Genomic DNA, 15890 nt, shown 5'->3' on the forward strand with positions numbered 1-15890 from the left:
CCGGCGGTCGCCGGAGCTGACCGGGACGGGGAGGACGCAGCACAGGTGAGCGAAGACAGAGGCGCAGTCGAGGTCGGGATCGACGAGGAGTCCCTGGCGGGATACGCCACGGACGCGGAGGGCGCGTTCGCCACGGCCGCGGACCTCGACGCTCTGGCCGCGGCCAAGACGGCCCACCTGGGCGACCGGAGCCCCATCGCACTGGGTCGGCGAACACTCGGCTCGCTCCCGAAGGAGCAGAAGGCCTCCGCGGGCAAGGCCGTCAACGTGGCGCGCGGCCGTGTCCAGAAGGCGTACGAGGCGCGGCTCGGGCAGCTGCAGGCCGAGCGCGACGCGGCGGTCCTGGTGGCCGAGACACTCGACCTGACGGTGCCGTCCGATCGGGCGCCGGTCGGGGCCCAGCATCCGATCACGATCATCACCGAGCAGGTGGCGGACGTGTTCGTCGGGATGGGCTGGGAGATCACCGAAGGGCCGGAGATCGAGGCCGAGCACTACAACTTCGACGCGCTCAACTTCCTCCCAGACCACCCCGCGCGCACGCTCCAGGACACCTTCCACGTGGCACCCGAGGGCAGTCGACAGGTGCTGCGGACCCACACCTCGCCGGTGCAGATCCGGACCATGCTCGATCGCGAGCCGCCGATCTACGTCGCCTGCCCGGGCCGGACCTTCCGGACCGACGAGCTCGACGCCACCCACACCCCGGTCTTCCATCAGGTCGAGGGCCTGGCTATCGACAAGGGACTGACGATGGCGCACCTGCGCGGCGCGCTGGACGCCTTCGCCCGCGCGCTCTTCGGGCCGGAGACCCGCACCCGTATGCGGCCCAACTACTTCCCGTTCACCGAGCCCTCCGCCGAGGTCGACGTCTGGTTCCCGCGCAAGAAGGGCGGCGCCGGCTGGGTCGAGTGGGGCGGTTGCGGAATGGTGCATCCCAATGTGCTGATCGCCTGCGGCATCGACCCCGAGGTGTACTCCGGCTTCGCGTTCGGGATGGGCCTCGAGCGCACGCTGCAGTTCCGCAACGGGCTGTCCGATATGCGCGACATGGTCGAGGGCGACGTGCGGTTCTCGCTGCCATTCGGCATCCGGTACTGACCGGCGTACCGGCCCGGGCGGCGGCCGCCGCCGGCGGGGCCCGGCCCGGTGCCCCACCCGCCCGACCCCAGAGCTCACCCGACCACCGAGAACTACGAAGGACCCCACAGTGCTAATTGCGCAGTCCTGGCTGACCGAGATCCTGCAGCGGGCCAACGACGGCTGGTCGGTGTCGCCGGCCGAACTCGACGCCGGGTTCGTGCGCGTCGGCCTCGAGGTGGAGGGAGAGCCGCAGACACTCCCGGAGATCACCGGCCCGCTCACTGTCGGCCGGGTCAGCAGCATCGAGGAACTCGAGGGCTTCAAGAAGCCGATCCGCTTCTGCCTCGTCGACGTCGGCGGCGACGAGCCGCAGCAGATCGTGTGCGGCGCGCGGAACTTCGATGAGGGCGACCTCGTGGTGGTGGCACTGCCCGGTACGGTCCTGCCCGGTGGCTTCGAGATCGGCAAGCGCAAGACCTACGGCAGGCCCAGTGAGGGCATGATCTGCTCGGCATCCGAACTCGGGATCGGGTCGGATCACAGCGGCATCATCGTGCTCGCGCCGGGCACCGCCGAGCCGGGCACCCCGGCCGGGCCGGTCCTCGCCGCCGGCGCCCCCGAGCGGGACACGGTCTTCGAACTCAACGTGACCCCGGACCGCGGATACTGCCTGTCGGCCCGCGGTCTGGCCCGCGAGCTCGCGTGCGGCTTCGACCTGGACTTCGCGGACCCGGCCGTCGAGCTCGGCCTGCCGTCGGGGAAGGAGACCTGGCCGCTCGAGGTCACCGAGGAGTCCGGCGCCCAGCGGTTCGCGCTGCGCCGGGTCACCGGCGTCGACCCGTCGGCCAGGACCCCCTGGTGGCTGGCCCGTCGCCTGCTGATGTCGGGTGTGCGGCCCATCTCCCCGGCCGTCGACGTCACCAACTACGTCATGCTCGAACTCGGCCATCCGATGCACGCGTTCGACGCCGCCACGCTCACGGGCGGGCTCACCGTGCGTCGCGCTCGGGCGGGGGAGACGCTGAACACCCTGGATGGCGCGGAGCGCACGCTCGACCCGGAGGACGTGGTGATCTGCGACGAGACCGGCCCGGTCTCGCTGGCCGGCGTCATGGGCGGCGCCAGCACAGAGGTCTCGGACACGACCACCGACGTGCTGCTCGAGGCCGCCGTGTGGGACACCCTGGCGGTGTTCCGGACCATCCGCCGACACAAGCTGCCCAGTGAGGCCGGGAAGCGCTACGAGCGAGGAGTGGACGCCTCGGCTTCCGTCGCCGCGCTGGATCGCGCGGCCACGCTGCTCGCCGAGATCACCGGCGGCACCGTCGAGGCGTCGCTCACCGACGCCGGCACGGCGCCCGTCCCGCCCACGATCGCCTTCGACCCGGACCGGCCCTCGCGGGTCGCGGGGCTCGGGTACCCGGTCGGGACCACCCGCCGGCGCCTGGAGCAGATCGGGGCCACGGTGGCCGGCGACGACGCCGTGCTGCTCGAGGTCACCCCGCCCACGTGGCGCCCCGATCTGACGATTCCTGCCGACCTGGTCGAGGAGGTCCTGCGCCTCGAGGGTCTGGAGGACATCCCGTCCGTGCTGCCCACCGCCCCCGCCGGTCGGGGCCTGACGGCCACCCAGCGCGGCCGCCGGGCCGTGGGGCGCGCCCTCGCCGCATCCGGGCACGTCGAGGTGCTCACGTCGCCGTTCTGCGATCCGTCCGTGTTCGACGCCATGGGGCTCCGCGACGACGACGAGCGTCGCCACACGATGTCCGTGGTCAATCCCCTGGAGAGCGACAAGGCGCATCTCGCGACGACCCTGTTGCCGTCGATGGTGGAGATCGCCCGGCGCAACCTCACCCGCGGGACCCGCGACCTCGCGCTCTTCTCGATCGCCCAGGTCGCGTTCCGCACGCCCGCGACCTCCGGCGTGGACATGCTGCCCGTGGACCGTGAGCCCACCGCCGATGAGCAGAAGCGGCTCGGCGATTCGCTGCCCGCGCAGCCGCTGCACGCGGCCGCCCTCTACACCGGTAGACGAGTGCCGGCCGGCCATCTCGATCCGGGCCGCGCCGCCGACGCGCTCGACGCGGTCGAGGCGGCCCGGACCGTCGGAGCCGCGCTCGGCGTCGAGGTCGAGGTGAGGTCGGGGGAGTACGCACCCTGGCACCCGGGCCGCTGCGCCGAGATCGTCGTCGACGGCGCGGTGGTCGGCCACGCCGGTGAGTTGCATCCCGCGGCGTGCGAGCGTCTGGAGCTCCCCGCGCGGACATGCGCGATGGAGCTCGACCTGACCGCCATCGGCACGCGCGAGGTCCTGCCCGCGCCGGCGATCTCCTCCTACCCGTCGGTGAATCAGGATGTCGCTCTCGTCGTGGATGAGGTGGTCCCGGCATCCGCGGTGGAGGCGGCGCTCATCTCGGGAGGCGGCGACCTCCTCGAGAGCGTCCGCCTGTTCGACATCTACACCGGCAGCCAGCTCGGTGAGGGCAGGAAGTCGCTCGCGTACGCGCTCACCTTCCGCGCCGACGACCGAACGCTGACCGAGGACGAGGCCAGCGAGTGGCGCACGGCCGCGGTGGACGCGGCAGCACGGGCCGTGGGAGCGAGCCTTCGTGGCTGACGCGGTGCGGGTGCCCCGCATACTCTGCATCGCCGGCACCGACCCGTCGGGTGGTGCCGGCCTGCTGGCCGACACCAAGTCCGTCACGGCGATGGGCGGCTACGCGATGGGCGTGGTCACCGCCGTCACGGTCCAGAACACCCGCGGCGTGGCCGGCGTCCACGCGGTGCCGGTCGATACGGTGATCGCCCAGCTGGACGCGGTCGCCGATGACGTCCAGATCGACGCCGTCAAGATCGGCATGCTCGGAGAGGCTTCACTCGTCGAAGCGGTCGGGGCGTGGCTTCGTCGTCGTCGCCCACCTCACATCGTCCTGGACCCCGTCATGGTCGCGACCACCGGCGGGCGTCTCGCGAGCGAGGACGCCGCGTCCATGCTGCGCGACCTCGTCCCGCTCGTCGACCTCGTCACCCCGAACGTGCCCGAACTCGGTGTGCTCTGCGGTTCAGACACCGCGACCGACATCGAGGGGATCGTCAGTCAGGCGGAGCTCGTCCACGAGCAGACCGGTAGCGCGGTTCTCGCGACGACCGGCGACCTCGAGGACGGCAGCGCCGAGGACGTGATGGTCGAGTCCGAGGCGGACCGTCGCATGACACTCCGGTTGCCGTTCGTCCGCGTCGAGACGCCGCACACCCACGGCACCGGATGCTCGCTGTCGTCGGCACTGGCCACCGCGCGTGTCGGTGCGCCCGATTGGGAAGCGGCGTACCGACGTGTCCGGCCATGGATGGACGGGGCCCTGCACGGCGGGCTGTCCCTCGACGTGGGGCAGGGCGCCGGCCCGCTCGACCACACCTGGTTCCTCCACCGCTGATCGTCCCGGGGTCATCGACCCGGGCGGCTGTCCGGCGGCGTCGACACAGTCCTGTCGTACGTGTGTGCGAACATCCGTCTCGACATCAATGCTGAGACGATCAGGAGCAGACCATGACCCACACTCGTTCCGACAACTCCCGCGCGACCGGCCAGAACGGGGGCGGCGCCGCGTCAGCGCTCTCCTCGGAGAAGGCCTTCGACCGGGTCCGCAAGCTGTTCGCCAAGGCCGAGAGCGTGGCCGGGACGCCGGAGGCGGAGGTGCTACTCGAGCGGGCCTACGCGTTACTCGCGAAGTACGGGGTCGATGAGGCGCTGGCCAGATCCGGTCCGGATCAGGCGGCGGCCGAGGTGGTGGTCCACGAGCACGTGGTGCTCGGAAAGTACCAGCCCGACCAGATCGGCCTCGTCGCGTCGCTGGCGGTGGCCATGCACTGCAGGGCGGTGTCATCGAGGCGGGCGGACGGGGCTCGGATCGTGTACATCGTCGGGCTCCGTCGCCACGTCGAGCGCGTGTCGATGCTGGGCGGTGCGCTGACCGGGATCATGTTGGCCGGCGCCGTACGGCAGCGCACGGTGCCGGGGGTGTCAGCGGTGACCCACCGCAAATCGTTCATGACCGGGTTCGCCTTCGAGGTGGGCCGGCGCCTCGCCGCGGCCGAGGCAGAGGCGGTGTCCGAGAGTTCGGATGCGGCAGGGGCCGGGCTGGTCCTGCGTTCGGATTCACAGTGCGCCGAGGCGGAGCTGCGTCGCCGTTTCCCCCACACCGTCAAGGGTTCCCGGCGCCGCGTCGGCACGTCCGGCCTCGATGAGGGGCGTCGCATGGGCGGTTCGGTCGACCTGGGGCAACGGCGTTTCGGCGGTGCGCAACGGCAGATCGGGGCATGATCTGGATGTGCTGGTGATCGGACCGGCTCCCGGTTGAACGCGAGGCCCGACGACGGACCTTGTGTGCAAAAGATTGCAACGTGGTGCATACTCGTGCGTATGGCAATCAAGGTAGCGGTCGCAGGTGCATCGGGTTACGCGGGCGGGGAGTTCCTCAGACTCCTCCTCGCACATCCCTCGTACCTCTCGGGTGAGCTGGAGATCGGCGTCCTGGCGGCGGGGTCCAACGCCGGCCAGACGCTGGACCAGCACCATCCGCACCTGCTGCCGTTGGCGGACCGGGTTCTCTCGGAGACCAGCGCCGAGTCGCTGTCCGGGCATGACGTGGTGGTCCTCGGCCTCCCGCATGGTCACTCGGCGGCGATCGCCGAACAGCTCGGGCCGGACGTGCTGGTGATCGATCTCGGGGCGGACTTCCGGTTGACGGACGCCGGTGACTGGGAGGCCTTCTACGGCTCCCCGCACGCGGGTACGTGGCCGTACGGGCTGCCCGAACTCCCCGGAGCCCGCGATGCGCTGCGGTCGACCCGGCGGGTCGCGGTCCCGGGCTGTTTTCCGACGGGGGCGACCCTGGCGCTGTTCCCGGCAGTGGCCAGGGGGCTCGTCGATGCGTCCAACATCACGATCGTCTCGGTGACAGGGGCCTCCGGCGCGGGCAAGGCGGCCAAGGTGCCCATGCTCGCGTCCGAGGTGATGGGCTCGACCAAGGCGTATGGGGTCGCCACTCACCGCCACACCCCGGAGATCACGCAGAACCTCCGGGCGGTGACCGACGCCGAGGTGTCGGTGAGTTTTACGCCCGTGCTCGCCCCCATGGCGCGCGGCATCCTCACCACGGCGGTCGTGCCCACCACGGCCTCTGCGGACGAGCTGCGTGAGGTCTACACGGAGGCCTTCGGTGATGAGCCGTTCGTCCACCTCCTGCCGGCCGGGGTGCAGCCCATGACCGCCTCGGTGCTCGGCTCCAATGCCGTGCAGCTGGGTATCGAGGTCGACGAGCGCACCGGCCGGGCCGTGTTCACCGCCGCGATCGACAACCTGGCCAAGGGCACTGCCGGCGGCGCCATCCAGTCGATGAACCTCGCGCTCGGGCTGTCCGAGACCGCCGGTCTCAGCACGGTCGGCCTGGCCCCTTGAGCGCGGAGGTCCTGCCCGGGGCGACGCTGGTCGGGCACGATCACGGGCTCGAACTGTGGACGGATCCGGCGCGGAACATCGCCGGGTTCTGGCTGGCTCCGCCGGGTGCGACGGCCGCACTCGACGTCTCGGGTGGTGGAGCCGACGCGGTCGAGCTGCAGTGGAGCGCGCTCAGCGCCCAGGTGCCGTCGACCCGCGCGGTCGTGCTGCTCGACGGACCCGGATCCTGCGATACCGGCGCGGACTTCACGTTCGTGCACGGTGTCGCCGAGGACGTCGCCGGATTCGTGGGCGTCCGCACGGGGGTCGAGGCCGGGCCGGTCGAGGTCCTCGCCTTCCGGCCCGACACCGAACTCGGGCCGTGGCCCGAACCCACGGTCACCGAGGCCGGCGCCGCGTTCCGCTTCCGCCACCGCGGCGGCGCACAGATCCACCTGACCCTGACCATCCCCATCACCGCCGGAGGCGACTGATATGCCCACATTGATGAACGACGGGTCGACCGAACTGTCGCCGTTCGTCCGCGCGCACGTCCTCGCCGAGGCACTGCCGTGGCTCAAGGAGTTCCACGACAAGATCGTCGTGGTGAAGTACGGCGGAAACGCGATGGTCGACGAGAGGCTCAAGGCCGCGTTCGCCGCCGACATGGTGTTCCTGCGCACCTGTGGCCTCAAGCCAGTCGTGGTGCACGGCGGTGGTCCCCAGATCACCGCGATGCTCGGCCGGCTGGGCATGGAGGGCGAGTTCCGGGGCGGTTTCCGAGTCACGACGCCCGAGGTGATGGATGTCGTGCGGATGGTGTTGTTCGGTCAGGTCGGCCGCGAACTCGTCGGGCTGATCAATGCTCACGGCCCGTACGCGGTGGGGATCTCGGGCGAGGACGCGGGCCTGTTCACAGCGGTCCGTCGGACGGCGATGGTCGACGGGGAGGCCACCGACATCGGACTCGTCGGGGACGTCGCCGCCGTCGATCCCGGGGCGGTCATCGACCTCATCGAGGCCGGACGCATCCCGGTCGTCTCCACGATCGCCCCCGATGCCGACGGCGTCGTCCACAACATCAACGCGGATTCGGCCGCGGGCGCGCTCGCCGCGGCACTCGCAGCCGAGAAGCTCGTCGTCCTCACCGATGTCGAGGGCCTGTACACCGACTGGCCGGATCGCTCGTCGCTCGTCACGCACCTGGGGACCACGCCGCTGGAGGCACTCCTGCCGTCGCTTGAGAGCGGCATGGTTCCCAAGATGGAGGCGTGTCTGGCCGCCGTGCGGGGCGGCGTCGGGGCAGCGCACGTCATCGATGGCCGCGTCGAGCACTCGGTGCTGCTCGAGATCCTCACGGAGGGCGGCATCGGAACGATGGTCACCGAGGGTGACCACGAGATCCGTTCAGTAGTAGGAGAAGCACAGTGAGCCCGCAGGACACCACTGATCTCATCTCACGGTGGGACACCGCGCTGATGCGCAACTACGGCACCCCGCCGCTCGAACTCGTCTCGGGCCGGGGCGTGACCGTGACCGCCGCCGACGGTCGCGAGTACCTCGATCTGCTGGCCGGCATCGCGGTCAATTCCCTGGGGCACGCCCACCCCGCCGTCGTCGAGGCGGTCAGCAGGCAGGTCGCCGAACTGGGGCACGTGTCGAATCTCTATGTCCACCCGGTGGTCGTGGAGTTGGCGGAGCGTCTCGAATCGCTTCTCGCGGTGGAGGCGCCGGTCCGGGCCTTCTTCTGCAACTCCGGCGCCGAGGCCAACGAGGCGGCGTTCAAGATCGCCCGCCGCACCGGCCGTTCACGGATCCTCGCCGCGGAGAACGGCTTCCACGGTCGGACCATGGGGGCGCTGGCGATGACCGGTCAGCCCGCCAAGCGTGCGCCGTTCGAGCCGATGCCCGCCGGCGTCGAGTACTTCCCCTACGGGGACACCGCGGCACTCCGGGCGCTCGTCGAGCAGGCCCCGGCGGACACCGCCGCCGTCATCGTCGAACCGCTGCAGGGGGAGGGCGGCGTCGTGGAACCGCCCGAGGGCTTCCTCGCGGACGTGCGGGAACTGTGCACCGAACACGGGATCCTGATGATCGTCGACGAGGTCCAGACCGGGATCGCCCGCACCGGCGCGATGTTCGCGTCCCGCAAGGCCGGGGTGGTTCCGGATGTGATCACCCTGGCGAAAGGGCTCGGCGGCGGGCTGCCCATCGGCGCGTGTCTGGGCATCGGCCGGGCGGGGGAGTTGCTCACCGCCGGCCAGCACGGCACCACCTTCGGTGGTAATCCCGTCGCGTGCGCGGCCGCGCTGGCGGTCCTGAGGACGATCGACACCGACGACCTCGTCGCCCACGTCGACCGGCTCGGCAAGTTACTCGCCGCCGAGATCGAGTGCCTGGATCACCCGCTGGTCGATCATGTCCGGGGCCGCGGACTCCTGCTCGGAGTGGTGCTGACCGCGCCGCGGGCGAAGGAGGTCGAGGAGGCCGCGCGCGCCGCGGGCTACCTCGTGGGCGCCACCGGCACGGACGTCGTCCGGCTGGCCCCGCCGCTCATCCTCACCGAAGACCAGGTCGCGCAGTTCGTGACCGCCCTGCCCCCGATCCTCGACGCCGCGTCGGAGAAGGAGACCTCGTCATGACCGGTACGACCTCGCCGTCGTCCACGACGACAGGCCCGGGAAGCCCGACCCCGCGTCACTTTCTCCGAGACGACGATCTCAGTCCCGCGGAGCAGGCCGAGGTGCTGGAGCTCGGGCTCAGGCTCAAGGCGGAGCCGTTCTCGGCGCGCCCGCTGGAGGGGCCGAAGTCGGTCGCGGTGATCTTCGACAAGACCTCCACGCGGACCCGCTTCTCCTTCGACGCGGGCATCGCACAACTCGGTGGCAATGCGATCGTGGTGGAGTCCGGATCCACCCAGATGGGCAAGGGCGAGACGCTCTCCGATACCGCGATGGTGATGTCCCGCTACGTCGAGGCGATCGTGTGGCGGACGTACTCGCAGGCCGGACTGGCCGAGCTCGCAGCGGATTCGGCCGTGCCTGTCGTCAACGCGCTCACCGACGACTTCCACCCCTGTCAGATCCTCGCCGACCTGCTGACGATCCGGGAGAACTTCGGACGCACCGCGGGTCTGCGGGCGGTCTACCTCGGCGACGGCGCAAACAACATGGGGCACTCGTACCTCGTCGGGTTCGCCACTGCGGGGATGCACATCACCATCGCGGCGCCGGCCGGCTACCAGCCGACCGGGCAGGTGGTGGCTGACGCCGAACGGATCGCGGCGGAGACCGGCGGTTCGGTCACCATCACGACCGAGGTCGACACGGCCGTGATCGACGCCGACGTCCTCATCACCGACACCTGGGTGTCGATGGGGATGGAGGACTCGGCCACCGAGCGTCTGCGCGATCTCGCCGACTACCAGCTGGGCCGGGACGCTGTCGACAAGGCCTCCGACGATGTGATCGTCCTGCACTGCCTACCCGCGTATCGCGAGAAGGAGATCACCGGCGAGGTCATCGACGGTCCCCGCAGCCGGGTGTTCGACGAGGCGGAGAACCGGCTGCACGCACAGAAGGCGCTACTCGTCTGGCTGCTGGAGCGATCGTGACCTCCGTCGGCGCGGTCAGTCGGACGGCTCGTCACGCGCGCATCGCCGAGATCCTCCGGGACCGGCCCGTGCGCAGTCAGACCGAACTGGCCGACGCGTTGGCCGGTGAGGGTATCGCTATCGCGGTGGCCACTCTCAGTCGCGATCTCGATGAGCTCGGCGCGGTCAAGCTCCGCGCTGCCGACGGCGGTGCCGGCCGCTATGTCATCCCGGAGGATGGCAGCCAGGTCCCGGGCATCCCGGGCGGTACCGACCGGGTGGGGCGCCTTCTGGGGGAGCTGCTCGTGTCCGCCGACCACAGTGGGAACACGGCGGTCCTGCGCACGCCGCCCGGGGCGGCGAACTTTCTCGCCAGTGCCCTGGACCGTGCGAATCTCGACGACGTGGTGGGCACGATCGCCGGGGATGACACCATATTCGTGATGGCCCGCGAACCCGTGCGCGGAGAAGAGCTTGCGGGCCGCCTCGCAGCCTTGGCCCGGCGCCAACTCTGACGCGGCCCCGGGCCGATGGACAACACCTGAACAACAACCAAGGAGAACACCATGACCGATCGCGTCGTCCTCGCCTACTCGGGCGGACTGGACACCTCCGTCGCCATCAGCTGGATCGGTAAGGAGACCGGCGCCGAGGTCGTCGCCGTGGCCATCGACCTGGGACAGGGCGGAGAGGACATGGACTCCATCCGCCAGCGCGCACTCGACTGCGGCGCGGTCGAGTCGATCGTCGTGGATGCCCGTGACGAGTTCGCGAACGACTACTGTGCGCCGACCATCAAGGCCAACGGCCTGTACATGCGCGAGTACCCGCTGGTGTCGGCGATCTCGCGCCCGCTGATCGTCAAGCACCTGGTGACCGCCGCGAAGATGCACGGCGGCACGGCCGTGGCGCACGGCTGCACTGGCAAGGGGAACGACCAGGTGCGCTTCGAGGTGGGCTTCGGCGCGCTGGCTCCCGACCTGGACGTGATCGCCCCCGTCCGCGACTACGCCTGGACGCGTGAGAAGGCCATCGAGTTCGCCGAGGAGAACGCGATCCCGATCAACGTCACCAAGAAGTCGCCGTTCTCGATCGATCAGAACGTGTGGGGCCGCGCGGTCGAGACCGGCTTCCTCGAGGACCTGTGGAACGCGCCGACCAAGGACGTCTACGACTACACCGAGGACCCGACGATCAACTTCGCCGCCCCGGACGAGGTCACCATCACCTTCGAGGCCGGCGTTCCGGTCGCCATCGACGGCCGTCGGGTCTCCGTCCTCGAGGCGATCGAAGAGCTCAACCGTCGCGGCGGCGCCCAGGGCGTCGGTCGACTGGACATGGTCGAGGACCGTCTCGTCGGCATCAAGAGCCGTGAGGTCTACGAGGCCCCGGGCGCGATGGTGCTCATCACCGCGCACAAGGCCCTCGAGGACGTCACCCTCGAGCGGGAGCTGGCCCGCTACAAGTCCGGCGTCTCGGACACCTGGTCCAACGCCGTCTACGACGGTCTCTGGTTCTCGCCGCTGAAGTACGCCCTGGACGCCTTCATCGACAACACCCAGGAGCACGTCTCGGGCGACATCCGCCTCGTCCTGCACGGTGGCTCGATCACCGTCAACGGCCGCCGCTCCGACAAGTCGCTGTACGACTTCAACCTGGCGACCTACGACGAGGGTGACTCTTTCGACCAGAGCTACGCCAAGGGCTTCGTCAACCTCCATGGCCTGAGTTCCAAGATCGCCGCGAAGCGGGACCTGGGACTGTGAGCGACGAGCAGGGCCGGGACGACCGGCACGGGACCAATACCGGGGCCCTGTGGGGCGGCCGATTCGCCGGCGGCCCCGCAGAGGCGATGGCGGCACTGAGCAAGTCCACCCACTTCGACTGGGATCTGGCGCCGTACGACATCCGGGCGTCCAAGGCGCACGCCCGGGTGCTGCATCGCGCCGACCTGCTCACGGGGGCCGACCTGGACACGATGCTCGACGGTCTGGATCGGCTCGCCGCCGACGTCGACTCCGGGGAGTTCGTGCCCGCCGAGTCCGACGAGGACGTGCACGGCGCCCTGGAGCGCGGCCTGATCGAGCGGGTCGGCCCCGAGGTCGGCGGACGGTTACGTGCCGGCCGCTCGCGCAATGACCAGGTGGCCACCCTGTTCCGGATGTGGCTGCGGGATGCCGTGCGCGCGGTGGCCGCGGGTGTGCTCGATGTGGTCGACGCACTCGTGGCGCAGGCCGATGCGCACCCGGAGACGGTCATGCCGGGCAAGACCCACTTCCAGGCGGCCCAGCCGGTCCTGCTCTCCCACCAACTGCTCGCGCACGCCCAGCCGTTGCTGCGCGACCTCGACCGGATCCGCGATCTGGACCGACGCCTGGCGGTCTCCCCGTACGGCTCCGGCGCACTGGCCGGCTCGTCGCTCGGACTGGACCCGGACGCGATCGCGGCCGAGCTCGGTTTCGACCGCGCCGCCGACAACTCGATCGATGCCACCAGTTCGCGTGACTTCGCGGCCGAGGCCTCCTACGTGCTCGCCCAGATCGCGGTGGATCTGTCGCGTCTGGCGGAGGAGATCATCGCCTGGTCGACGCCCGAGTTCGGCTACGTCACCCTGGCCGACGAGTGGTCCACGGGTAGCTCGATCATGCCCCAGAAGAAGAACCCGGACGTCGCCGAACTGATGCGCGGCAAGACCGGCCGGCTCATCGGCAATCTGACCGGGCTCATGGCGACGCTCAAGGCACAGCCGCTGGCCTACAACCGGGATCTGCAGGAGGACAAGGAGCCGGTCTTCGACTCGGTGGCCCAGCTCGACCTGCTGCTCCCGGCGATGGCCGGTCTGGTCGACACCCTCGTGTTCCACCCCGAACGGCTCGCGGAGCTCGCCCCGGCGGGATACACCCTCGCCACGGACATCGCGGAGTGGATGGTCCGGCAGGGAGTCCCGTTCCGGGTCGCCCACGAGGCGGCGGGGGAGTGCGTGCGCATCGCCGAGGGACGTGGGGTGGGACTGGATGAGCTCGACGACGACGAGCTCGCCGCCGTCGACCCCGCGTTGACGCCCGAGGTTCGCGAGGTGCTGACCGTCACGGGATCGATCGCCTCCCGGAACGCCCGCGGCGGCACCGCCGGTGAGGCTGTCGCGAAGCAGCGCGGGCGGCTGGCCGAGTTCCGTGACGAGCTCGCCGCCTGGGTAGGGTGAACGGCATGTCCGTCCTAGACGAACGACTGCTGTCGATCCTGGCCTGCCCCGAGGACAAGGGGCCGCTCCTGCTCGCTGGGGACGACACGCTGTACAACCAGCGTCTGCGCCGCGCCTACCGGATCGACGACGGCATCCCCGTGCTGCTGGTCGACGAATCCCGGCAGGTCGACGAGGCCGAGCACGCGGAACTGCTCGCCAAGGCGGGCGCCGGAGAGGGCTCATCCCCGGAGTGAGCAACCCGCACACCGACCACGAGTCCCGGTCCGGCGTCACCGACCCGCTCAGAGAGCTGCTGCGGGAGGCGGCGCCGGACGAGGCCGCGCGGATCGTGCTCGGTGGGACGCTGACACACGGCCCGGTTGCTGTTCGCATTCTCGAGGTCGAGGCCTATGGCGGGCCGGCCGGATCCGCCTACCCGGATGCCGCGGCCCACACCTGGCCCGGCCCGACGCCGCGCAACCAGGTCATGTTCGGCGACGCCGGCCACCTGTACGTCTACCTCAGTCACGGCATCCACCAGTGCGTGAACATCACCTGCCGGCCGCCCGGTGAGGGCGGGGGCGTGCTGCTCCGGGCAGCCCGCGTCGAAGAAGGCCACGAGGTCGTCGCGACCCGCCGGCCGGGCATCACGTCCGACAAGCTCGCCCGCGGACCCGGCAATCTCGGCCGTACCCTCGGGGTCGATCTGTCGTTCCGAGGTCTGGACGTGCTCAACTCGTCGTCGTCGGTCTCCTTCCGCCCCAACCCTCTTCCGGACGAACTGATCCGTTCCGGGCCCCGCGTCGGCGTCTCCCGCGAGGCGGATCGTCACTGGCGGTTCTGGGTCGCCGGCGCGCGGGAGGTCTCCGCCTACCGACGGAGCCCGAGGGCGCCCGCGGTCACGCGGCCAGTGGTCGACCTCGGCCGGTGATGGGGGACAATGAACGTCGTGACCAATAACATCCTCGATGACCTGCAGTGGCGTGGCCTGATCGCCCAGTCGACGGACCTCGACACGCTCCGCGCCCATCTGGACGAGGGGATGGTGTCGCTCTACTGCGGTTTCGACCCCACCGGGCCGAGCCTCCACGCCGGTCATCTCATCCCGCTCCTGACGTTGCGCCGCTTCCAGCTCGCCGGGCACCGGCCCATCGTCCTGGCCGGCGGCGCGACCGGCATGATCGGTGACCCGCGCGATGTCGGGGAGCGCGTCATGAACACCTCCGACACGGTGGCGGACTGGGCCGAGCGGATCTCCGGCCAACTCGAGCGCTTCGTCGACCTCACCGAGGGACCGTCCGGCGCCCGCATCGTCAACAACATGCAGTGGACCGGCCACCTCTCGGTGATCGAGTTCCTTCGGGATGTCGGCAAGCACTTCTCGCTGAACACCATGCTCGGTCGGGACACGGTCAAGCGTCGGTTGGATGGCGACGGCATCTCTTACACCGAGTTCTCGTACATGCTGCTGCAGGCGAACGACTTCCTGCAGTTGCGACGTCATCACGAGTGCACGCTCCAGATCGGTGGCTCCGACCAGTGGGGCAACATCGTCGGCGGGGTCGACCTCAACCGTCGTGTCGACGGTGAGGCGGTTCATGCGATGACCGTGCCCCTGGTGACCTCGTCCGACGGCAAGAAGTTCGGCAAGTCGACCGGCGGCGGCAGCCTATGGCTCGACGCCGCCATGACGAGCCCGTACACGTGGTACCAGTACTTCCTCAATACGGCGGATGCCGACGTGGTCCGCTACCTGCGCTGGTTCTCGTTCCTCGGCAGGGAGGAGATCGAGGAACTCGAGGTGCTCACCGCCGAGAAGCCGCATCTGCGCGCTGCCCAGAAGCGGCTGGCAGAGGAGATGACGACGCTCGTTCACGGGGTCGCGGCCACCGAGTCCGTTCAGGCCGCGGCCCAGGCACTGTTCGGGCGTGGCGAACTCGGCCAGCTTGATGAGGCCACTTTGGCGGCGGCACTCGACGATGCCGGCGCGGCCGAGATCGCCGCGGACGATCCACGGACGATCACGGATCTTCTGGTGGCGGGCGGGCTCTGCCCGAGTAAGGGCGCGGCCCGGCGTGCGGTGGGAGAGGGAGGTGCGTACGTGAACAACGAGCGCATCTCCGACCCCGATTGGACGCCGTCCACCGACGACCTGCTCCACGGCAGTTGGGTGGTCCTGCGCCGAGGCAAGAAGAACTTCGCCGGGATCCGCATCCGCTGATTCCTCGCGATTCCGACCACGATAACGCCGGCTATGCCGGCGTTATCGTGCTTTTAGGGCCGTTTACCAGCGGGTTTGCGTTTCAGTTCATGTCTGCGTAACTTAATGGACGTCGCCGAGAGCGAGCCCGGACCGAAACGGACGGGGTCGCTCGAAGTAGACGCGCTCCAGGAACAAGCAGAAACGCCCGGTTTTGGAACTGGGAGTTGGTGGTGCTAGGCTGGAGAAGTTGCCCGAGAGGGCGGCGGTTGCAGGATCTTCCCTGTGAAGCTGTGGTGAGTGTATCGCGGTGGATCGGTGTGTGGGTGTTGTTTGAGAACTCAACAGTGTGTTTTGTTTGTGATAGTGCCAAATTTTTTGTTTGGTTGCGACC

At 69.8% G+C, this 15890-nt stretch carries 15 protein-coding genes; all 15 read left to right on the top strand.

Translation table 11 applies throughout. The features are described 5' to 3' along the window. Positions 1-45: 45 nt before the first annotated feature. The 15 genes from pheS (at position 46) to tyrS (ending at position 15517) form a co-directional block, all read left to right on the top strand. Complete coding sequence (gene pheS, locus K3888_RS16340) at positions 46-1101, top strand: phenylalanine--tRNA ligase subunit alpha (RefSeq protein WP_230931341.1); 1056 nt, start codon at positions 46-48, stop codon at positions 1099-1101. A 109-nt stretch (positions 1102-1210) separates the two neighbouring features. After that, positions 1211-3700: a phenylalanine--tRNA ligase subunit beta gene (gene pheT / locus K3888_RS16345; RefSeq protein WP_230931342.1), complete on the top strand. Its 2490-nt coding sequence runs from the start codon at positions 1211-1213 to the stop codon at positions 3698-3700. Continuing rightward, a complete protein-coding gene (gene thiD / locus K3888_RS16350; RefSeq protein ID WP_230931343.1) occupies positions 3693-4517 on the top strand; it encodes a bifunctional hydroxymethylpyrimidine kinase/phosphomethylpyrimidine kinase in 825 nt (274 codons plus the stop codon). The genes pheT and thiD overlap by 8 nt, the downstream gene beginning before the upstream one ends. Before the next feature lie 113 nt (positions 4518-4630). After that, complete coding sequence (locus K3888_RS16355; RefSeq protein ID WP_230931344.1) at positions 4631-5404, top strand: DUF2786 domain-containing protein; 774 nt, start codon at positions 4631-4633, stop codon at positions 5402-5404. A 99-nt stretch (positions 5405-5503) separates the two neighbouring features. Then, positions 5504-6541 (top strand): N-acetyl-gamma-glutamyl-phosphate reductase, encoded by a 1038-nt coding sequence (argC, locus tag K3888_RS16360; protein ID WP_230931345.1) that lies wholly within the window; start codon positions 5504-5506, stop codon positions 6539-6541. Next, positions 6538-7014 carry a hypothetical protein gene (locus K3888_RS16365; protein ID WP_230931346.1) on the top strand — a complete coding sequence of 159 codons (477 nt, stop codon included), beginning with the start codon at positions 6538-6540 and terminating at the stop codon, positions 7012-7014. Before argC ends, K3888_RS16365 begins: the two co-directional genes overlap by 4 nt. A 1-nt stretch (position 7015) precedes the next feature. Continuing rightward, entirely contained in the window at positions 7016-7951 is a 936-nt protein-coding gene (gene argB / locus K3888_RS16370) for an acetylglutamate kinase (protein WP_230931347.1), read from the top strand. Then, the gene (locus K3888_RS16375) at positions 7948-9162 is read left to right on the top strand and encodes an acetylornithine transaminase (RefSeq protein ID WP_230931348.1); all 1215 of its coding nucleotides are present in this window, start codon (positions 7948-7950) and stop codon (positions 9160-9162) included. The genes argB and K3888_RS16375 overlap by 4 nt, the downstream gene beginning before the upstream one ends. After that, positions 9159-10133, top strand: coding sequence for an ornithine carbamoyltransferase (gene argF / locus K3888_RS16380; protein WP_230931349.1), 975 nt, complete (start codon positions 9159-9161; stop codon positions 10131-10133). The genes K3888_RS16375 and argF overlap by 4 nt, the downstream gene beginning before the upstream one ends. Beyond that, the gene (locus K3888_RS16385; RefSeq protein ID WP_230931350.1) at positions 10130-10627 is read left to right on the top strand and encodes an arginine repressor; all 498 of its coding nucleotides are present in this window, start codon (positions 10130-10132) and stop codon (positions 10625-10627) included. Before argF ends, K3888_RS16385 begins: the two co-directional genes overlap by 4 nt. A gap of 51 nt (positions 10628-10678) precedes the next feature. After that, entirely contained in the window at positions 10679-11878 is a 1200-nt protein-coding gene (locus K3888_RS16390) for an argininosuccinate synthase (protein ID WP_230931351.1), read from the top strand. Beyond that, a complete protein-coding gene (gene argH / locus K3888_RS16395; RefSeq protein WP_230931352.1) occupies positions 11875-13314 on the top strand; it encodes an argininosuccinate lyase in 1440 nt (479 codons plus the stop codon). The genes K3888_RS16390 and argH overlap by 4 nt, the downstream gene beginning before the upstream one ends. A 5-nt stretch (positions 13315-13319) precedes the next feature. Further along, positions 13320-13550 carry a Trm112 family protein gene (locus tag K3888_RS16400; RefSeq protein ID WP_230931353.1) on the top strand — a complete coding sequence of 77 codons (231 nt, stop codon included), beginning with the start codon at positions 13320-13322 and terminating at the stop codon, positions 13548-13550. After that, positions 13547-14227 carry a DNA-3-methyladenine glycosylase gene (locus K3888_RS16405; RefSeq protein ID WP_230931354.1) on the top strand — a complete coding sequence of 227 codons (681 nt, stop codon included), beginning with the start codon at positions 13547-13549 and terminating at the stop codon, positions 14225-14227. Before K3888_RS16400 ends, K3888_RS16405 begins: the two co-directional genes overlap by 4 nt. An 18-nt stretch (positions 14228-14245) precedes the next feature. Continuing rightward, entirely contained in the window at positions 14246-15517 is a 1272-nt protein-coding gene (tyrS, locus tag K3888_RS16410) for a tyrosine--tRNA ligase (RefSeq protein ID WP_295653026.1), read from the top strand. The last annotated feature ends 373 nt before the right edge of the window (positions 15518-15890 follow it).

This window comes from Dietzia aurantiaca (assembly GCF_021033825.1).
Classification (GTDB): Bacteria; Actinomycetota; Actinomycetes; order Mycobacteriales; family Mycobacteriaceae; genus Dietzia; species Dietzia aurantiaca.

Coding starts and splice junctions, on each gene's coding strand:
- K3888_RS16355 (WP_230931344.1), top strand. CDS start 4,631: ATGACCCACACTCGTTCCGACAACTCCCGCGCGACCGGCCAGAACGGG.
- argC (WP_230931345.1), top strand. CDS start 5,504: ATGGCAATCAAGGTAGCGGTCGCAGGTGCATCGGGTTACGCGGGCGGG.
- argB (WP_230931347.1), top strand. CDS start 7,016: ATGCCCACATTGATGAACGACGGGTCGACCGAACTGTCGCCGTTCGTC.
- argF (WP_230931349.1), top strand. CDS start 9,159: ATGACCGGTACGACCTCGCCGTCGTCCACGACGACAGGCCCGGGAAGC.
- K3888_RS16390 (WP_230931351.1), top strand. CDS start 10,679: ATGACCGATCGCGTCGTCCTCGCCTACTCGGGCGGACTGGACACCTCC.
- K3888_RS16400 (WP_230931353.1), top strand. CDS start 13,320: ATGTCCGTCCTAGACGAACGACTGCTGTCGATCCTGGCCTGCCCCGAG.